Raw genomic sequence first — 15,242 nt, 5'->3', positions numbered from 1 at the left:
TCCCGGGCCGGCACTAGTGTCCGATCGAGTCCAGGGACGCCGGAATGCTGTCCAGGTAACCCTTGATGTTGCGGGCGGTTTCCTGCACGGAGTCGCCGCCGAACTTTTCCGTGATGGCCTCGGCGAGGACCAACGCGACCATGGCCTCGGCCACGACGCCGGCGGCCGGCACGGCGCAGACGTCGGAGCGCTGGTGGTGGGCCTTGGCCGCTTCGCCGGTGCTGACGTCCACCGTCTTGAGCGCGCGGGGCACTGTCGCGATGGGTTTCATGGCAGCGCGGACACGGAGCACGTCACCGATGCTCATGCCGCCCTCAATGCCGCCGGCCCGGTTGGAGGTGCGGATGATCCGGCCGTCCGCGTCTTTGACGATCTCGTCGTGCGCTGCCGAGCCGCGGCGGGCGGCGGTGAGGAAACCGTCCCCGACCTCGACACCCTTGATCGCCTGGATGCCCATCAGCGCGGCTGCAAGGCGCGAGTCAAGGCGCCGGTCCCAGTGCACGTAGCTGCCCAGCCCCGGGGGCAGGCCGTAGGCGAGGACCTCAACGACGCCGCCGAGGGTTTCGCCTTCCTTGTGCGCCGCGTCCACCTCCGCGACCATGGCGTCGGACGTTTCCCGGTCAAAGCAGCGCAGCGGGTCGGCGTCGAGGGCCAGCACATTGGCCGGCACCGGCAGCGGACGCCCTTCCGGAACGGCCACGCTGGCGATCGACACGGTGTGTGAGACGAGTTCGATGCCGAGCTGCTGCAGGAACGCCGCGGCGACGGCGCCGAGGGCCACGCGGGTGGCGGTCTCGCGGGCGCTGGCGCGCTCCAGGACCGGCCGGGCCTCATCGAAGCCGTATTTCTGCATCCCGGTGAAGTCGGCGTGGCCGGGCCGGGGCCGGGTCAGCGGAGCGTTCCGGGCCTGGTCGGCGAGAAGGTCCGGGTCAACCGGGTCCGCCGACATGATCTGCTCCCACTTCGGCCACTCGGTGTTGCCGACCTGGATGGCGACCGGGCCGCCCTGCGTCAGCCCATGGCGGACACCGCCCAGGACCGTGACGGCGTCCTGTTCGAACTTCATCCGCGCGCCGCGGCCGTAGCCGAGCCGGCGGCGGGCCAGGGCCTCGACGATCCGGTCACTGCCGAGCTCCACGCCGGCGGGGACGCCTTCAATAATTCCGACCAGGGCCGGGCCATGGGATTCTCCGGCGGTCAACCAACGCAACATAAATTCCATCCTGCCATGCATGACACTTAGAACACTCGTCGAGGCGCCCCGACTGCGTCACACATCACATCAAGGACTTCAACCGGCAACGGTCCGCTGTGCCGGGTGAAGTGCCGCACCTGCTCGACGGCCTGGTACAGCAGCATTTCAAGACCGGGCACCACCGTTCCGCCCGCATCCGCCCAGACCGCGGCGATCCGGCTGGGCCAGGGGTCGTAGGCTGCGTCCAGGAGCACGCGGGACGCGGCGGCGCCGGGGTCGCCGAGCTGCTGTGCGAGTTCCGCCGCCAGGCCGTCGGCGGCCCGCGGCGGCAGCGTGGAGATGACGACGTCGGCGGCGGCGACCGACGGTGCGGCCGCCTTGAGCGGCAGGACCTGGAGGGGAAGTCCGACGGCGGCGGCGGCAGCCCGCACTTCGGCCGCGCGGCTGACGTCGCGGACGAAGACCGCCGCGGAGGGTGCGCCAAGCTCTTTCACCGCCGCGGCCGCCGCCGCCGCGGTGCCGCCGCCGCCCAGAATGACGGCGGCGGGTTCGGCGGCGGCGCCAGCGTAGCGCACGGCGTTGACGATGCCGGCGACGTCGGTGTTGTAGCCGACCAGCCGGGCCGCAGAGCCCGCCCCGTTTTCGAAGGCCACGGTGTTCACCACACCCAGCTGCCGCGCCACGCCGCGGACCTCGTCCACGGCGGCAGCCATGGCGGCTTTCAACGGCATCGTCACGGACAGCCCGCGCCAGCGCTCGTCACCGCGCACTGCGGCCAGGAACGCCGGCAGCCGGTCCACGGTCACGTCGATCGCCTCGTAGGCCATGTCCACGCCGAGCTGCGCGTACGCTGCGCGGTGCAGTGCCGGAGACTTCGAGTGGCTGATCGGGTGTCCGAGAACGGCGGCCCGCAGGGTCACACGCAACGGCCCGGGTTGGCCTCGCACCACGCGTTGTACTTGGCCACGTAGCCGTTGTGCTCCGCGAGTGTCTTGGAGAACTTCGTCTCCTTGGTGTCCAGGTTGATGGTGACCCAGTAGAGGTACTCGTTGTTCTTGGGCTTGGCCGCGGCGTCAATCGCCGTTTTCCCGGGCGAACCGATCGGACCGGCCGGCAGGCCGGGGTTCGCGTAGGTGTTGTAGGGGTTCGACTTGTCCCGCTTCTGGTCTTCGTCGATGTGGAAGCTTCGGATGCCCAATCCGTAGGTCACCGTGGCGTCGGACTGGATCAGCCCGCTCGTTTCGGTGTTGTTGGGCTTGAGCCGGTTGTAGATGGCACCGGCCACGTCGCCGTATTCGGCCTGGCCGCCCTCGGCCTGCACAATGCTGGCGACGGTGATGACGTCGTACTGCTTCGCCGGATCCGTGACGCCCTGGGCTTTCAGCTCGTCGAGGGTGCTGGTCACCAGTTTCGCCAGGACGTCCTTGGCGGAAGTCCCGAGCGGGAAACGGTATTCGCCCGGGAACAGGAACCCTTCAAGGTTCTTGGATTTCGCCGGCACGCCGAACTGGCCGGGGGAATCGCTCAGAGCCTTCAGCTCCGGCACCGAGACGCCGGTGCCTTCCGAGATGGCCTGGAGGGATTCGTTAATCCGCATGCCCGCCTTCAGGGCGACATACATGACCTTGCCCTGGTCCTTGTTCAGCAGAACGGACACCGCGTCCGAGTTGTTCATTTCCTTGCGCATCGTGAACGTGCCGGGGTTCAGCGCTCCGCCGGCGGCGGCAAACTGCTTGAGGAACGAATCGGCGTTGGCGATGACCTGCTTGGACTGCAGGTCTGAGGCCACGGACTTCGGACCGGCGCCCGGCGGGACCGTCACCGTCACTTCACCGGTTCCCGGACCCGGGTAGTCGGCGACGGTGTCGCCGCCGAGCAGGGGCTTGAGGAACTGGGCGCCGACGACGATGGCGACGATGAAGACGGTCAGGCTCAGGACCAGGGCGAGGAAGCGCCGCCGGCGGCGGACTTTCTTGGAGGGTCCCTTGGCAGTGGGGATCCTGGCAGCGCCGGACATCAGGTCGTGGCCGGTCCCGTCGTCGTAACCGTCGTCAAACCCGTCCTCGGGGTGGTGGACCCCGTCGGCTGCGGCGTAGTGGGCGTCGTGGGAACCGTGGGCGTCGTGGGACTCGTAGCCGTACTGCAGCTCATCGGCAGGCCGCAGGGTCTCCTCCCGGGACAGGGCCGGTTCGTCGGCGTAGGCGAATTCGTGCGCATAGTCGTCGTGGACAAGGTCCTCGCCTGCTCGCCCGTCGTGGCCCTGTTCGTGGTAGCCGGACCCGCCGTGTACGGGCTCCTGGACCGGTTCGTCGTGCGCCGTTTCATTGTCCGCAGCGTCTTCGTGGACAGCGTCTTCGTGGACAGCGTCGTCGTGGACAGCGTCTTCGTGGACGGTGGGCGCAGCGTCCGGACGCTCGGGTGCGGCAGCCGGAGTTGCGCGTGGCGCGTCGGCCGGCGTTTCCCGGAACTGCGGGCCGGAGCCTTCGGAGGGGACGACGTCGTGACTTTCAGTTACCAGGTTCTTTTCCTGGGCCCTGATCTCTTTGCGCGTCAGCGGACGGCCGGCGCGCCGCTGTTGGCAACACCAGAGGGGTCGTCATTATTGACCGGGCTCACTGTAGCCTTCCATTTTGGGCACAATGCGATCTGCAGAATGCGTGTCTACTTCCGGGGTGGCCTGAGCGCCGCCGCCGGGTGGCCCCGGCGGCAGGTCCGCGCTGACGCGGCGCCCTACTTCCGTTCCCCTGGCCTTTTGCATGTCGATGGCGTGCTGCAGGATCCCTGCGGCCGCAACCTGATCCACTACTTTACGGTGGTCCCGGCTGCTCATGCCAGCTTGGTGCAGGTTGCGGTGTGCTGTCACCGTGCTCAGCCGTTCGTCAACCAACCTCACCGGCACGCCGGATCCGGCCGCCAATAGTGTATTGACCAGTAGCTTTGCATACTCGCTGGCCATTCGCGCGGAGGCGTGCTCCTCGCCTTTCATCGTTGTCGGCAGACCGACAAAGATCTCCACCGCGTCAAGCTCACGGGCCAGGTCGGCGAGGATCCGCACGTCGGTGTTCTTTTTCACGTTCCGCGCCAGCGTCCTCAGCGGCGTGGCGAGGATTCCGTCGCGGTCGCATACTGCGACGCCGACGCGGACGGTGCCGACGTCCACCCCAAGTTTCACGCCCCGGGGGTAGCCGCCGGGCATTGCCGCGTCAGTCATCCGGTGGATTACCGCCTCGTGATCGCGTCCACGACGGCGGTCAGGGCAGCGCCGACCTTCGACGCGTCCGTACCGCCGCCCTGGGCGACGTCGTCCTTGCCGCCGCCGCCGCCGCCGAGGATGCCGGCAGCGAGCCGGACGAGCGCGCCGGCTTTCACGCCGGCGGCCCGGGCGGCTTCATTGGTGGCAATCAGGATGACCGGGCGGTCGTTGCTGACGCCTGCCACCGCCACAGCGGCAGCGTCGGAACCGAGCCGGGTCCGGAGGTCCAGCGCGAGGCCGCGCAGGTCGTCGGCGCCGCTGACCGTACCGGCGTCGTGTGCAATGACCTTCACGCCGGCCGCGTCCTTGGCGGTGCCGGCCAGCTGGCCGGCGACGGCGGCGAGCTGTTCCTTGCGCATCCGCTCCAGTTCCTTCTCTGCGGTCTTGAGCTTGGCCAGGGTGCTGGCGATCCGCTCGGTGAGCAGCCCGGAGGGGACCTTCAGCATGTCGGTGAGTTCGGTGACGAGGGCCCGCTCGGCGGCCAGGTGCCGGAAGGCGTCCATGCCGACGAAGGCCTCCACGCGGCGGTTTCCTGACCCGACAGACTGTTCACCGAGCAGCGACAGGCTGCCGATCAGCGAGGTGTTGGAGACGTGCGTGCCGCCGCAGAGTTCGCGGGACCAGGCGCCGTCGATTTCCACGACGCGGACCTCGTTGCCGTAGTTCTCGCCGAACAGTGCCATCGCCCCGAGCGCCTTGGCCTCTGCCAGGCCCATGACCTTGGTCTGGACTTGGAAGTTGTTGCGGATGGCAATATTGGACACTTCTTCGATTTCGGAGCGGGTGGCGGCGCTGAGGCCCTCACCCCAAGCGAAGTCGAAGCGGAGGTAGCCGGCCTTGTTGAAGGAACCGCGCTGCAGGGCTTCCGGGCCGAGGATCTGGTGCAGGGCCGCGTGCACGATGTGCGTGCCGGTGTGCGCCTGTTCCGCGGCGTGCCGGCGTTCCCGGTCCACGGCGGCGAGGACCAGCGAGTCGGCGCCGATCTCGCCTTCGCGGACGATCGCCTTGTGCACGCTGAGGCCCTTGATCGGGCGCTGCACGTCCAGGACCTCGACGACGAAGCCGTCACCGGTGATCAGGCCGGTGTCAGCGGCCTGGCCGCCGGCCTCGGCGTAGAACGGCGTTTCGGCCAGGACAAGTTCAATCTCCTCGCCGGTGGACGCCTGGGAGACCTTGCGGCCGCCGGTGAGGATGCCGCGGACCTTGGATTCGCCGGCCAGTTCGGTGTAGCCGGTGAAGACCGTCTCCCCTGCGCTGAGCAGTTCCTGGAAGGTGCTCAGGTCCGCGTGGGCGCCCTTCTTGCCCTTAGCATCGGCCTGGGCGCGCTGCCGCTGTTCGAGCATGAGCTTGCGGAATTCGGGCTCGTCGACTTTGAGTCCGGCTTCCTCGGCCATTTCCAGGGTGAGGTCGATCGGGAAGCCGTAGGTATCATGCAGCGCGAACGCGTCGGCGCCGGAGAGCGGCTGGCCTGCGGCCTTGGATTCCTTGACCGCGTCCTCGAGCCGGGCGGTGCCGGAGGCGATGGTGCGCAGGAACGCCTTCTCTTCGGCGTAGGCAATCCGGCTGATCCGGTCGAAGTCCGTCTCCACGATCGGGTAGACGCCCTTCATCGCGTCCCGGGAGGCGGGCAGCAGCTCGGGCAGGCAGGCTTTTTCGACGCCTAGCAGGCGCATCGAACGGACGGCGCGGCGGATCAGGCGGCGCAACACGTAGCCGCGGCCTTCGTTGGAGGGCGTGACGCCGTCGGCGATCAGCATCAGGGCGGAGCGGATGTGGTCAGCCACGACGCGCATCCGGACGTCGTCCGTGTGGTGCGGGTCTTCCGGGGTCTCCGCGGAGGTGTATTCCTTGCCGGACAGTGCCGCGGCCTTGTCGATCACCGGGCGGACCTGGTCGGTTTCGTACATGTTTTCGACGCCTTGCAGGATCATCGCGAGGCGTTCCATGCCGAGGCCGGTGTCGATGTTCTTCTTGGGCAGCTCGCCGGTGATGTCGAAGTCCACCTTGGAGCGGACGTTGTCGATCTGGTACTGCATGAACACCAGGTTCCAGATTTCGATGTACCGGGTCTCGTCGGCCAGAGGTCCGCCTTCGATTCCGTACGCCGGTCCACGGTCGTAGTAGATCTCGGAGCAGGGGCCGGCCGGGCCGGGCTGGCCGGTGGACCAGTAGTTGTCCGCCTTGCCCATTTTCTGGATCCGTTCGGCCGGGACGCCGGTGTTCTTCAGCCAGAGTTCCTTGGCCTCGTCGTCCTCTTCGTAGACGGTGACCCAGAGGCGCTCGGGCGGCAGGCCGTAGCCGCCGTCGTCGACGCCGCGTGGTGAGCAGTTCCCAGGCGAACTTGATGGCGTCTTCCTTGAAGTAATCGCCGAAGGAGAAGTTGCCGCACATCTGGAAGAAGGTGCCGTGCCGGGCGGTTTTGCCGACTTCCTCGATGTCACCGGTGCGGATGCACTTTTGCACGCTGGTGGCCCGGGAGTACGGGGCTTCCTCGCGGGCAGTCAGGTACGGGATGAACGGGACCATGCCGGCCACCGTGAACAGCAGGGACGGGTCGCTGGAGACCAGGGATGCGGACGGCACCGCCGTGTGGCCCTTGCTGACAAAAAAGTCGATCCAGCGCTTGGTGATCTCCTGCGACTTCATAACCTGGTTACTTACCCTTCAAATATTCACTGCTTCACTGCTTCGATATCCACAGTGTCGTTGTTTCCGGGGCCTTCCGGGCGCGGGGCGCCGGGCTGCCGCCCTGGGAATGCTTAGTGCGCCGGCCCGACGCCGGCAGGCGCCTGCGGGGCGCCGTCGCTTCTCATTCTCCCGCTGCTAACGCCGCAGCGCATCCCGGCTGGGTACACCGGTGCCCGCGGCAACATCGGTTGTGGTGTCCACGCCGAGAGCGGCGCGCAGTTCGGTCTCACGCTCGCGCATGCCGGCGCGAACGGCGTCGGCGAAGTCATACACACCGTCGGTGAGGCGGCCTACGGCACGGTTCATGCCTGCCGGGCCGAGGGCGGACTGTGCGGCGGTGACCTTGCGGAAGGCGATCACGCCGATCGCGACGCCGATGCCCATCCAGATGATTCTGTTCATTTCACGCTCTTTCAGCGATAGTCGGGCAGGTCAGCGGCTGCGGCGGCCGGTGGCGGGCTTTTTGCTGGCGGAAAACGCCGAGCGTACACCGTAGCTGAAGGCCGCGACCTTGATCAGCGGGGAGCCGACGGTGGCGGCAACCAGCGACGACAGCGCCGAGATGTTTGCCGAGGCGTCGGAGACGTTGGAGGCGATCCCGTCGACCTTCTTCAACTGCTGGTTTGTGGTGGTGACAGTAGCCGTGACCTCATCCATCAGCGGAGTGGCGCCGTCGCTGAGCGAACGGATGGTGCTGCGGACCTCGTCAAAGACTCCACCGAGCTTGAGGATCGGCACAGCGAGCAGCAGGACCAGCAGTGCAAACACTCCGGCCGCGATCAGGCCGGCAATATCGCCACCAGACATAGACGTTCATCTCCTTGAAACTACGTGGATTCCTGCATGGTTCTCCGGCCACCGGGCGCGGCAAACGGAGAACTCCCCCAAGTACCTTACCTACAAAGAAGCCCGCGGCGCTTGCCACGGGCTTCTTTGTAAGGTGTCGCGCTGGATCTAGCGTGCGTAGAATTCCACGACGAGCTGCTCTTCGCAGGTCACGGGGATTTCGGAGCGCTTGGGGCGACGGACCAGGCGTGCCTGCAGGGCGTCAAGCTTGACGTCCAGGTAGGCCGGAACCATCGGCAGAACGTCGCGGTGTGCACCGGCTGCTGCCACCTGGAAGGGAGGCATGGTCTCGCTGCGGCTGTGGACGTGGACCAGCTGGCCCTCACCGACGCGGAAAGACGGGCGGTCAACGCGGATGCCGTCAACGAGGATGTGGCGGTGCACAACCAGCTGGCGGGCCTGGGCGATGGTGCGGGCGAAGCCGGCACGCAGCACGAGGGCGTCGAGACGCATTTCGAGCAGTTCGATCAGGTTTTCACCGGTCAGGCCCTTGGTCCGGCGCGCTTCTTCGAAGGCACGGGTCATCTGGGCTTCGCGGATGCCGTACTGGGCGCGCAGACGCTGCTTTTCACGCAGACGTACGGCGTAGTCGGAGTCCTGCTTCTTACGGGCACGGCCATGCTCGCCGGGGCCGTAAGGACGGCGCTCCATGTACTTGGCGGCCTTGGGGGTCAGAGCGATGCCGAGTGCACGCGAGAGGCGTGCGGTACGGCGAGCACGAGTGTTGTTAGCCACTTGTGTCCTTCCAATATCTGCGGTGTGTCAGTGTTACTGGCCTCCACGATGGAGAGCATCGGCCAACCGCTGCCTTTTGCTACTGGGCACAGGGCAAACCCGTCCACACAGCAGGAACTGCCGAAGAGTGGTGGATTGTGCGTCCGTGCCTTGCCAGACAACGGTCAATCCTACCAGAGGATCACTTGCCCCGGATGATCCTGCGCAGCCGTTCCAGCCGGGTGGTGATCTCGCGCTCGGCGCCGTTGGCGGTGGGCTGGTAGTAGTTCCGGCCGACGAGGTCGTCCGGCGGATACTGCTGCGTCGCCACCGCGTGCGGCGCATCGTGGGAGTACTTGTAGCCTTTGCCGTGGCCCAGCTGTTTGGAGCCGGGGTAGTGGGCGTCGCGCAGGTGGGCAGGAATGCCGTTGCCCAGGCCGGCGCGGACGTCGGCGATGGCCTGGTTGATGCCCAGGTACGCGGCGTTGGACTTCGGTGCCGTGGCGAGGTGGACCACGGCCTCGGCGAGGATGATCCGGCCCTCAGGCATGCCGATCAGCTGGACGGCCTGCGCGGCCGCGACCGCCGTCTGCAGCGCCGTGGGGTCGGCCATGCCGACGTCCTCGGCCGCTGAGATTACGATCCGCCGGGCCACAAACCGGGGGTCCTCCCCCGCCTCGAGCATCCGGGCCAGGTAGTGCAGTGCGGCGTCGACGTCGGAGCCGCGGATCGACTTGATGAAGGCGCTGGCGACGTCGTAGTGCTGGTCCCCGGCCCGGTCGTAGCGCACCGAGGCGACGTCGAGGGCGCGTTCGGTGTGCTTGAGTTCGATCCGGACGGAGGGGTCCCCGGACGTCCCGGATTCTTCTGGGCCGGCCCCTTCTGAGCCGGCCCCTTCCGGCCCGGCACCTTCTGGGCCGCCGACGTCGTCCGCGTCGCCGAACGCGACGCCGGCCGCGGCCTCCAGCGCGGTCAGGGCCCGCCGCGCGTCGCCGCCGGAAAGCCGGACAAGGTGCGCCAGGGCTTCGTCGTCCAGTCCCACGTTGCCGCCGAGTCCGCGGGGGTCGGCCACCGCGCGCCGCAGCAACCCTTCAACGTCGGCGTCGGTGAGCGGCTTGAGTGTCAGCAGCAGCGAGCGGGACAGCAGCGGCGACACCACGGAGAACGAGGGGTTTTCCGTGGTCGCGGCGACCAGCACCACCCAGCGGTTCTCCACGCCGGGCAGCAGCGCGTCCTGCTGGGCTTTGTTGAAGCGGTGGATTTCGTCCAGGAACAGCACGGTGGTCGTCTTGTACAGGTCGCGGGCGGTGAGGGCCTCGTCCATGACCCGCCGGACGTCCTTCACGCCGGCGGTGATGGCAGAGAGCTCCACGAATTTCCGACCGGGACCTTTAGCGATCACGTGCGCGAGGGTCGTCTTGCCGGTGCCGGGAGGCCCCCAGAGAATCAACGAACTGGGTCCGGCCGGTCCGGTGGCGTCGCTGCCGGCGGCGAGCTGGCGCAGCGGCGAGCCGTGGCCCAGGAGGTGCTGCTGGCCCACGACGTCATCGAGGGTCCGCGGCCGCATCCGGACCGCGAGCGGGCTACGCGGCGCTGACAGGCCTGCGCGGTCCGCCCGGGTGTCGCCGGCGTCATCGGCGTCGACGTCGTTGTGCGCAGACGCGTCGTCCTGCCCTGCGCCAAAGAGATCATCCACATAGATAGGCTACTTCTAGTTCACGGCCCGCCCCGACCGGCGGCCGCCCCGCAACCCTGCAACGGAGTTACGCCATGCCCAGCCCCGAGACCCGCCAGGCGTTCGTCGCCGGCGGCCGGCTGCCCGGCTGGGTGGAGCGGTTCGCGGCGAGCCACGGGCGCCTGGCCGAAGAGGAACTCGACGGCGGATTGCAGCTTTCCGCCGCTGACGGGGCTGCGGCCCTGCTGCAGCCGCCGTGGCCGGCCGACGGGCGCCCGGGCCGCGGACCGGACCCGGTGGCGCGGCTGTCGTCGCTGGTGTCCCAGCCCCGGCACCTTGGCCTGGTTTTGGTGCGCCGCGGCGGGTACTCGGTGGCCGTCGTGTCGGAAGGGCAGGTACTGGCCGCCAAGACCGGCACCCGGCACGTGCAGTCCCGCACCGCCGCCGGAGGCTGGTCACAGCAGCGCTTCGCCCGGCGGCGGGCCAACCAGGCGGACGCCCTGGTCGAAGCAGTCGCCGCCCACGCCGCGCGGATCTTTGCGGACCACAGAGTCGAGTACCTCGCGCCCGGCGGGGACAAGGCCCTGGCCGAGCAGGTGCTTGCCGAACCCGTGCTGAAAAGCTATGCGGCGCTGGTGCGGCTGCCGTTCCTTGACGTTCCGGACCCGCGCGCGTCGGTGCTGAAAAAGGCCGCCGCGGACTTCTGCGCCGTGCGGATCCTCGTCACGGATCCGCCGGCGTAGACACGAGCGCCCCGCGGCTCAGCAGCCGGTCAGGTGCCGCTTCGGCCGTTCCTGCCGGTAGAGGTAGCGGCTGGCTTCTTCGAAGCCGGCGCGGGCGTAGAGCTCCCGCGCCCCGCTGTTGGCCGTAGTGACGAGCAGCCAGTAGCCGGCCAGGCCCCGGCGCGTTCCCTCGTCCAGCAACCCGCGCAGCACCTGGCCGGCGTAGCCGCGCCGGCGCGCGTCTGGACGGGTCGCCATGCAGTACAACCCGCCGTGGGACTTGCCGGCTCCGGCTGCCGCGCCGTCCGGCATGGCGAGCCGTCCGACGCCGGCCGGGCCGCCGTCGCCGTCCCGTACCAGGGCGTACAGCGCGGGACAGCCCGTCAGGATCGCGCGGGCAACCCCGAGAGCCTCGGCGCCGCCGCGGCCGTCCACGCTCCACCAGAGCCGCAGCCACTCCACTGAGGGCTCTGTTGAGATCTCGACGCCGTGGGCCGGCGCCGGGGCAGAACCGCCGCCGTCCCGGACCAGCATGACGGTTTCGGACTGGCGGGTGAATCCCTCGGCGTCGAGCACCGCGTTCAGCGGCCCGGAGCGCGGGTCCTCGAATACCTGGAAGATCAGCGGGAGGCGTTTCGCCCGGTACCAGAGCCGGGCCTCCCGAAGTGCGGCGAGCTGGGCATGCTCATCGGTCCCTGGCTCGCGCGGCCAGACCGAGTTGGCCCGCTGGGTCACCCCCGAGGCGGCGCGCAGCACCCATCCGCCGCAATCCTGCCGGTCGGAAGCGGGCCAGGCTGCGTCCATCAGCGCTTCCAGCGCGGGACCGGACTCCGGTGCCATTGGGTTTCCCTTCTGTGCCGGGGCACTTGATCTCGTCAACCGACAGCAAAGGCCCCCCGGACTTCCGGAGGGCCTTCGCTGCTGATTAGCCGGCTACTTGGAGCCTTCGTCCTTCTTGGTTTCCGGCTTGAAGTCCACGCCGGCTTCCTTGCGCTGCTGGGCCGTGATCGGCGCCGGTGCCTGGGTCAGCGGGTCGTAGCCGCCGCCGGACTTCGGGAACGCGATGACGTCGCGGATCGAGTCCACGCCGGCCAACAGCGAGACCACACGGTCCCAGCCGAACGCGATGCCGCCGTGCGGTGGCGCGCCGAACTTGAAGCCCTCGAGCAGGAAGCCGAACTTCTCCTGCGCGTCCTCGTGCGAGAGGCCCATGACCTTGAACACGCGTTCCTGGATGTCACCCTGGTGGATACGGATGGAGCCGCCGCCGATTTCGTTGCCGTTGCAGACGATGTCGTAGGCGTAGGCCAGCGCCGATTCGGGATCGGTGTCGAAGCTGTCCATGAATTCCGGCTTGGGTGACGTGAAGGCGTGGTGCACCGCCGTCCACTTGCCGCCGCCGACGGCGACGTCGCCGGACGCGACGGCGGCTGCGGCCGGTTCGAACATCGGCGCGTCGACGACCCAGCAGAAGGCCCAGTCGCTGGGGTTGATCAGGCCCGTGCGGTGGCCGATCTCAACCCGCGCGGCGCCGAGCAGCGCCCGGGACGGGGTCTTCTCACCGGCGGCGAAGAAAATGCAGTCGCCGGGTTTGGCGCCGACGGCGTCCGCGAGGCCCGCGCGCTCGGTCTCGGTCAGGTTCTTGGCCACCGGGCCGGCCAGCTCGCCGTCTTCCTTGTACAGGACGTAGGCGAGGCCCTTGGCGCCGCGCTGTTTGGCCCATTCCTGCCAGGCGTCCAGGGCGCGGCGGGCCTGCGAGGCGCCGCCGGGCATGACGACGGCACCGACGTAGGGCGCCTTGAAGACACCGAAGTTGGTGTCCTTGAAGAATTCGGTCAGCTCGGTCAGTTCCAGGCCGAAGCGCAGGTCCGGCTTGTCCGAGCCGTAGCGGGCCATCGCGTCGTTGTAGGTGATGCGCTGGATCGGGGTGGGGATCTCGACGTCGATCAGCTTCCACAGCGCCTTCACGATGCTCTCGCCGAGGTTGATGATGTCGTCCTGCTCCACGAAGCTGGCTTCGATGTCGAGCTGGGTGAACTCCGGCTGGCGGTCCGCGCGGAAGTCCTCGTCGCGGTAGCAGCGGGCGATCTGGTAGTACTTCTCGAAGCCGCCGACCTGCAGGAGCTGCTTGAAAAGCTGCGGCGACTGCGGCAGCGCGTACCAGGAACCGGGCGCCAGGCGGGCCGGAACGACGAAGTCGCGGGCGCCTTCCGGCGTGGACCGGGTCAGCGTGGGCGTCTCGATCTCGACGTAGCCGTCCTGGTGCAGCAGCTCGCGGGCCACCCGGTTGGCCTCGGAGCGCAGGCGCAGGTTCCGTGCGGGGCCGGGGCGGCGGAGATCCAGGTAGCGGTGCTTCAGGCGTGCCTCTTCACCGACCTCAACGTGCTCGTCGATCTGGAAGGGCAGCGGGTCGGAGGTGTTGAGGATGGTGACCTTTTCGGCCATCACCTCGATCTCGCCGGTGGCCAGCGCCGGGTTCTCGTTGCCCTCGGGGCGCTTCGCCACGGTGCCGATGACCTGCAGCACGAACTCGTTGCGGAGGCCGTGGAAGACCTCTTCTTCACGGACGACGACCTGGGCGACGCCCGAAGCGTCGCGCAGGTCCACGAATGCGACACCACCGTGGTCACGACGCCGGCCGACCCAGCCGGCGAGGGTTACGGTTTGTCCGATGTGCTCGGAGCGAAGGGATCCGAGGTCGTGGGTGCGCAGCACAGCTCGCCTTTCAGAAGGAAAACAGGGTGGTGTTAAATGGGACCGCTACGGGAACGGTCCCGTTCGAGTTTACCCGTTGGAAAGGCCCCACCCGCCATGCCAAGCCCGACGCCGGAGCCCGCTCGACTGCAACGCCGCCTGGGCGTGGTCGATTCCACCGCCATCGGGCTCGGCTCGATGCTGGGAGCCGGCGTTTTCGTGGTCTTCTCCCCCGCCGCGGCCCTTGCCGGGCCGCTGCTGGCCGTGGCGGTGGCCGTGGCCGGCGTGGTGGCTTACTGCAACGCGGTGGCGTCGGCGCAACTGGCCGCGAAGTATCCCGCGAGCGGCGGTACCTACGTGTACGGCCGCCGGCAGCTGGGCGAATGGCCCGGGTTCATCGCCGGCTGGGGGTTCGTGACGGGCAAGACCGCCTCCTGCGCGGCGATGGCCCTGACCTTCGGGCACTACCTGGCGCCCGGCTTCGCCACCCCGCTGGCTGTCGCCGCCGTCGTCGTGCTGACCGGGGTGAACCTGCTCGGCATCACCCGGACGGCCCAGCTGACCAGGATCCTGCTCGCCGTCGTGCTCGCCACGTTGGGTTTTGTTGCGGTGGCGGCGCTCACCGGCCCGCACCCGGCGGGGGGCGGTGCGGGCTGGAGCGCCGCGGCCGACGGCGGTTACGCCTGGGGGGTGCTGCCCGCCGCGGGGCTGATGTTCTTTGCCTTCGCCGGTTACGCCCGGATCGCGACCCTCGGCGAAGAGGTCAAGGATCCGGCCACCACCATTCCCAAGGCCATCCTGGCCGCCCTCGCCGCCGCCTTCGTCATCTACCTGGGGCTCGCACTGCTGCTGCAGTGGCACCTGCCGGCCGCACAGCTGGCCGGCTCCGCCGCGCCGCTGCTGGACGCCGTGGCCAGTTCCGCGCTCAGCGCCGGCACGCCCCTGGTCCAGGCGGGATCGGCCGCCGCCTGCCTGGGCGCGCTGCTGGCGCTGATCACCGGGGTGGGCAGGACCACGATGGCGATGGCACGGGAAAGGGACCTGCCCGCACCGCTGGCCCGGGTGGGCGGCGGCCACACGGTGCCGTTCGTGGCCGAACTGGCGGTCGCGGCCGCCGTGATTGTGCTGCTGCTGACCACGAACGTGCTGACCGTGGTGGGCTTTTCCAGTTTCGGGGTGCTGGTGTACTACGCGGTGGCCAATGCCGCCGCCTTCACGCTCACCGACCGGCCCTGGCACGCGCCCCGCTGGCTCAATGTCCTCGGTTTTGCCGGCTGCGTGGTGCTGGCGCTCACCCTGCCGCCGGCCTCGGCGCTGGGCATGGCGGCAGTCCTCGCCGCCGGGATCGCGGGCCGCTTCCTGGTGCTGCGCCGGCGCAAAACCCGGGCTGCGGGGCCCGCGGCCAGCTGACCCACGGCGTTTGGCCGGCCTCGCGCCTGGCCGGCACCGCACCTG

The 15,242-nt window shown here is 68.8% G+C and carries 12 protein-coding genes and 1 pseudogene; 2 read left to right on the top strand and 11 right to left on the bottom strand.

The annotated features are described in order from the left end of the window. Positions 1-13: 13 nt before the first annotated feature. The 9 genes and pseudogenes from aroC to QFZ61_RS11575 all read right to left on the bottom strand — a co-directional run bounded on the left by aroC (position 14) and on the right by QFZ61_RS11575 (position 10,392). Positions 14-1,213 (bottom strand): chorismate synthase, encoded by a 1,200-nt coding sequence (aroC, locus tag QFZ61_RS11615; protein WP_307036173.1) that lies wholly within the window; start codon positions 1,211-1,213, stop codon positions 14-16. Positions 1,214-1,239: 26 nt separating this feature from the next. Further along, complete coding sequence (locus tag QFZ61_RS11610; protein WP_307036171.1) at positions 1,240-2,115, bottom strand: shikimate dehydrogenase; 876 nt, start codon at positions 2,113-2,115, stop codon at positions 1,240-1,242. Beyond that, positions 2,112-3,212, bottom strand: a complete 1,101-nt coding sequence (gene mltG / locus QFZ61_RS11605; protein WP_307036169.1) for an endolytic transglycosylase MltG — start codon at positions 3,210-3,212, stop codon at positions 2,112-2,114. The genes QFZ61_RS11610 and mltG overlap by 4 nt, the downstream gene beginning before the upstream one ends. Before the next feature lie 582 nt (positions 3,213-3,794). Further along, positions 3,795-4,406: a Holliday junction resolvase RuvX gene (gene ruvX, locus QFZ61_RS11600; RefSeq protein WP_307036168.1), complete on the bottom strand. Its 612-nt coding sequence runs from the start codon at positions 4,404-4,406 to the stop codon at positions 3,795-3,797. An 8-nt stretch (positions 4,407-4,414) separates the two neighbouring features. After that, a pseudogene (alaS, locus tag QFZ61_RS11595) lies at positions 4,415-7,094 on the bottom strand (alanine--tRNA ligase). Between the two features lie 177 nt (positions 7,095-7,271). After that, on the bottom strand, positions 7,272-7,538 hold the full coding sequence (locus QFZ61_RS11590; RefSeq protein ID WP_307036166.1) for a DUF6167 family protein: 267 nt from the start codon (positions 7,536-7,538) through the stop codon (positions 7,272-7,274). Positions 7,539-7,568: 30 nt separating this feature from the next. Then, positions 7,569-7,943 carry a DUF948 domain-containing protein gene (locus tag QFZ61_RS11585; protein ID WP_307036164.1) on the bottom strand — a complete coding sequence of 125 codons (375 nt, stop codon included), beginning with the start codon at positions 7,941-7,943 and terminating at the stop codon, positions 7,569-7,571. Positions 7,944-8,090: 147 nt separating this feature from the next. Then, a complete protein-coding gene (gene rpsD, locus QFZ61_RS11580; protein WP_091251848.1) occupies positions 8,091-8,717 on the bottom strand; it encodes a 30S ribosomal protein S4 in 627 nt (208 codons plus the stop codon). A 181-nt stretch (positions 8,718-8,898) separates the two neighbouring features. Continuing rightward, the gene (locus QFZ61_RS11575; RefSeq protein ID WP_307036158.1) at positions 8,899-10,392 is read right to left on the bottom strand and encodes a replication-associated recombination protein A; all 1,494 of its coding nucleotides are present in this window, start codon (positions 10,390-10,392) and stop codon (positions 8,899-8,901) included. Positions 10,393-10,466: 74 nt separating this feature from the next. On the opposite strand from QFZ61_RS11575, the gene QFZ61_RS11570 reads away from it, so the two are divergent. Further along, positions 10,467-11,114, top strand: a complete 648-nt coding sequence (locus QFZ61_RS11570) for an acVLRF1 family peptidyl-tRNA hydrolase (RefSeq protein ID WP_307036156.1) — start codon at positions 10,467-10,469, stop codon at positions 11,112-11,114. Positions 11,115-11,132: 18 nt separating this feature from the next. On the opposite strand, the gene QFZ61_RS11565 is transcribed toward QFZ61_RS11570, so the two are convergent. Together QFZ61_RS11565 and aspS are read right to left on the bottom strand one after the other, a co-directional pair. Beyond that, positions 11,133-11,933, bottom strand: coding sequence for a GNAT family N-acetyltransferase (locus QFZ61_RS11565; protein WP_307036153.1), 801 nt, complete (start codon positions 11,931-11,933; stop codon positions 11,133-11,135). A gap of 93 nt (positions 11,934-12,026) precedes the next feature. Continuing rightward, entirely contained in the window at positions 12,027-13,808 is a 1,782-nt protein-coding gene (aspS, locus tag QFZ61_RS11560; protein ID WP_307036151.1) for an aspartate--tRNA ligase, read from the bottom strand. A gap of 96 nt (positions 13,809-13,904) precedes the next feature. On the opposite strand from aspS, the gene QFZ61_RS11555 reads away from it, so the two are divergent. Beyond that, positions 13,905-15,197 (top strand): APC family permease, encoded by a 1,293-nt coding sequence (locus QFZ61_RS11555; protein ID WP_307036149.1) that lies wholly within the window; start codon positions 13,905-13,907, stop codon positions 15,195-15,197. Positions 15,198-15,242 lie beyond the last annotated feature (45 nt).

Source organism: Arthrobacter sp. B3I4 (assembly GCF_030816855.1).
In the GTDB taxonomy this organism is placed as follows: Bacteria; Actinomycetota; Actinomycetes; order Actinomycetales; family Micrococcaceae; genus Arthrobacter.
Note: the sequence above shows the minus strand (reverse complement) of the source record. Positions and strands in the feature narration are given on the sequence as shown.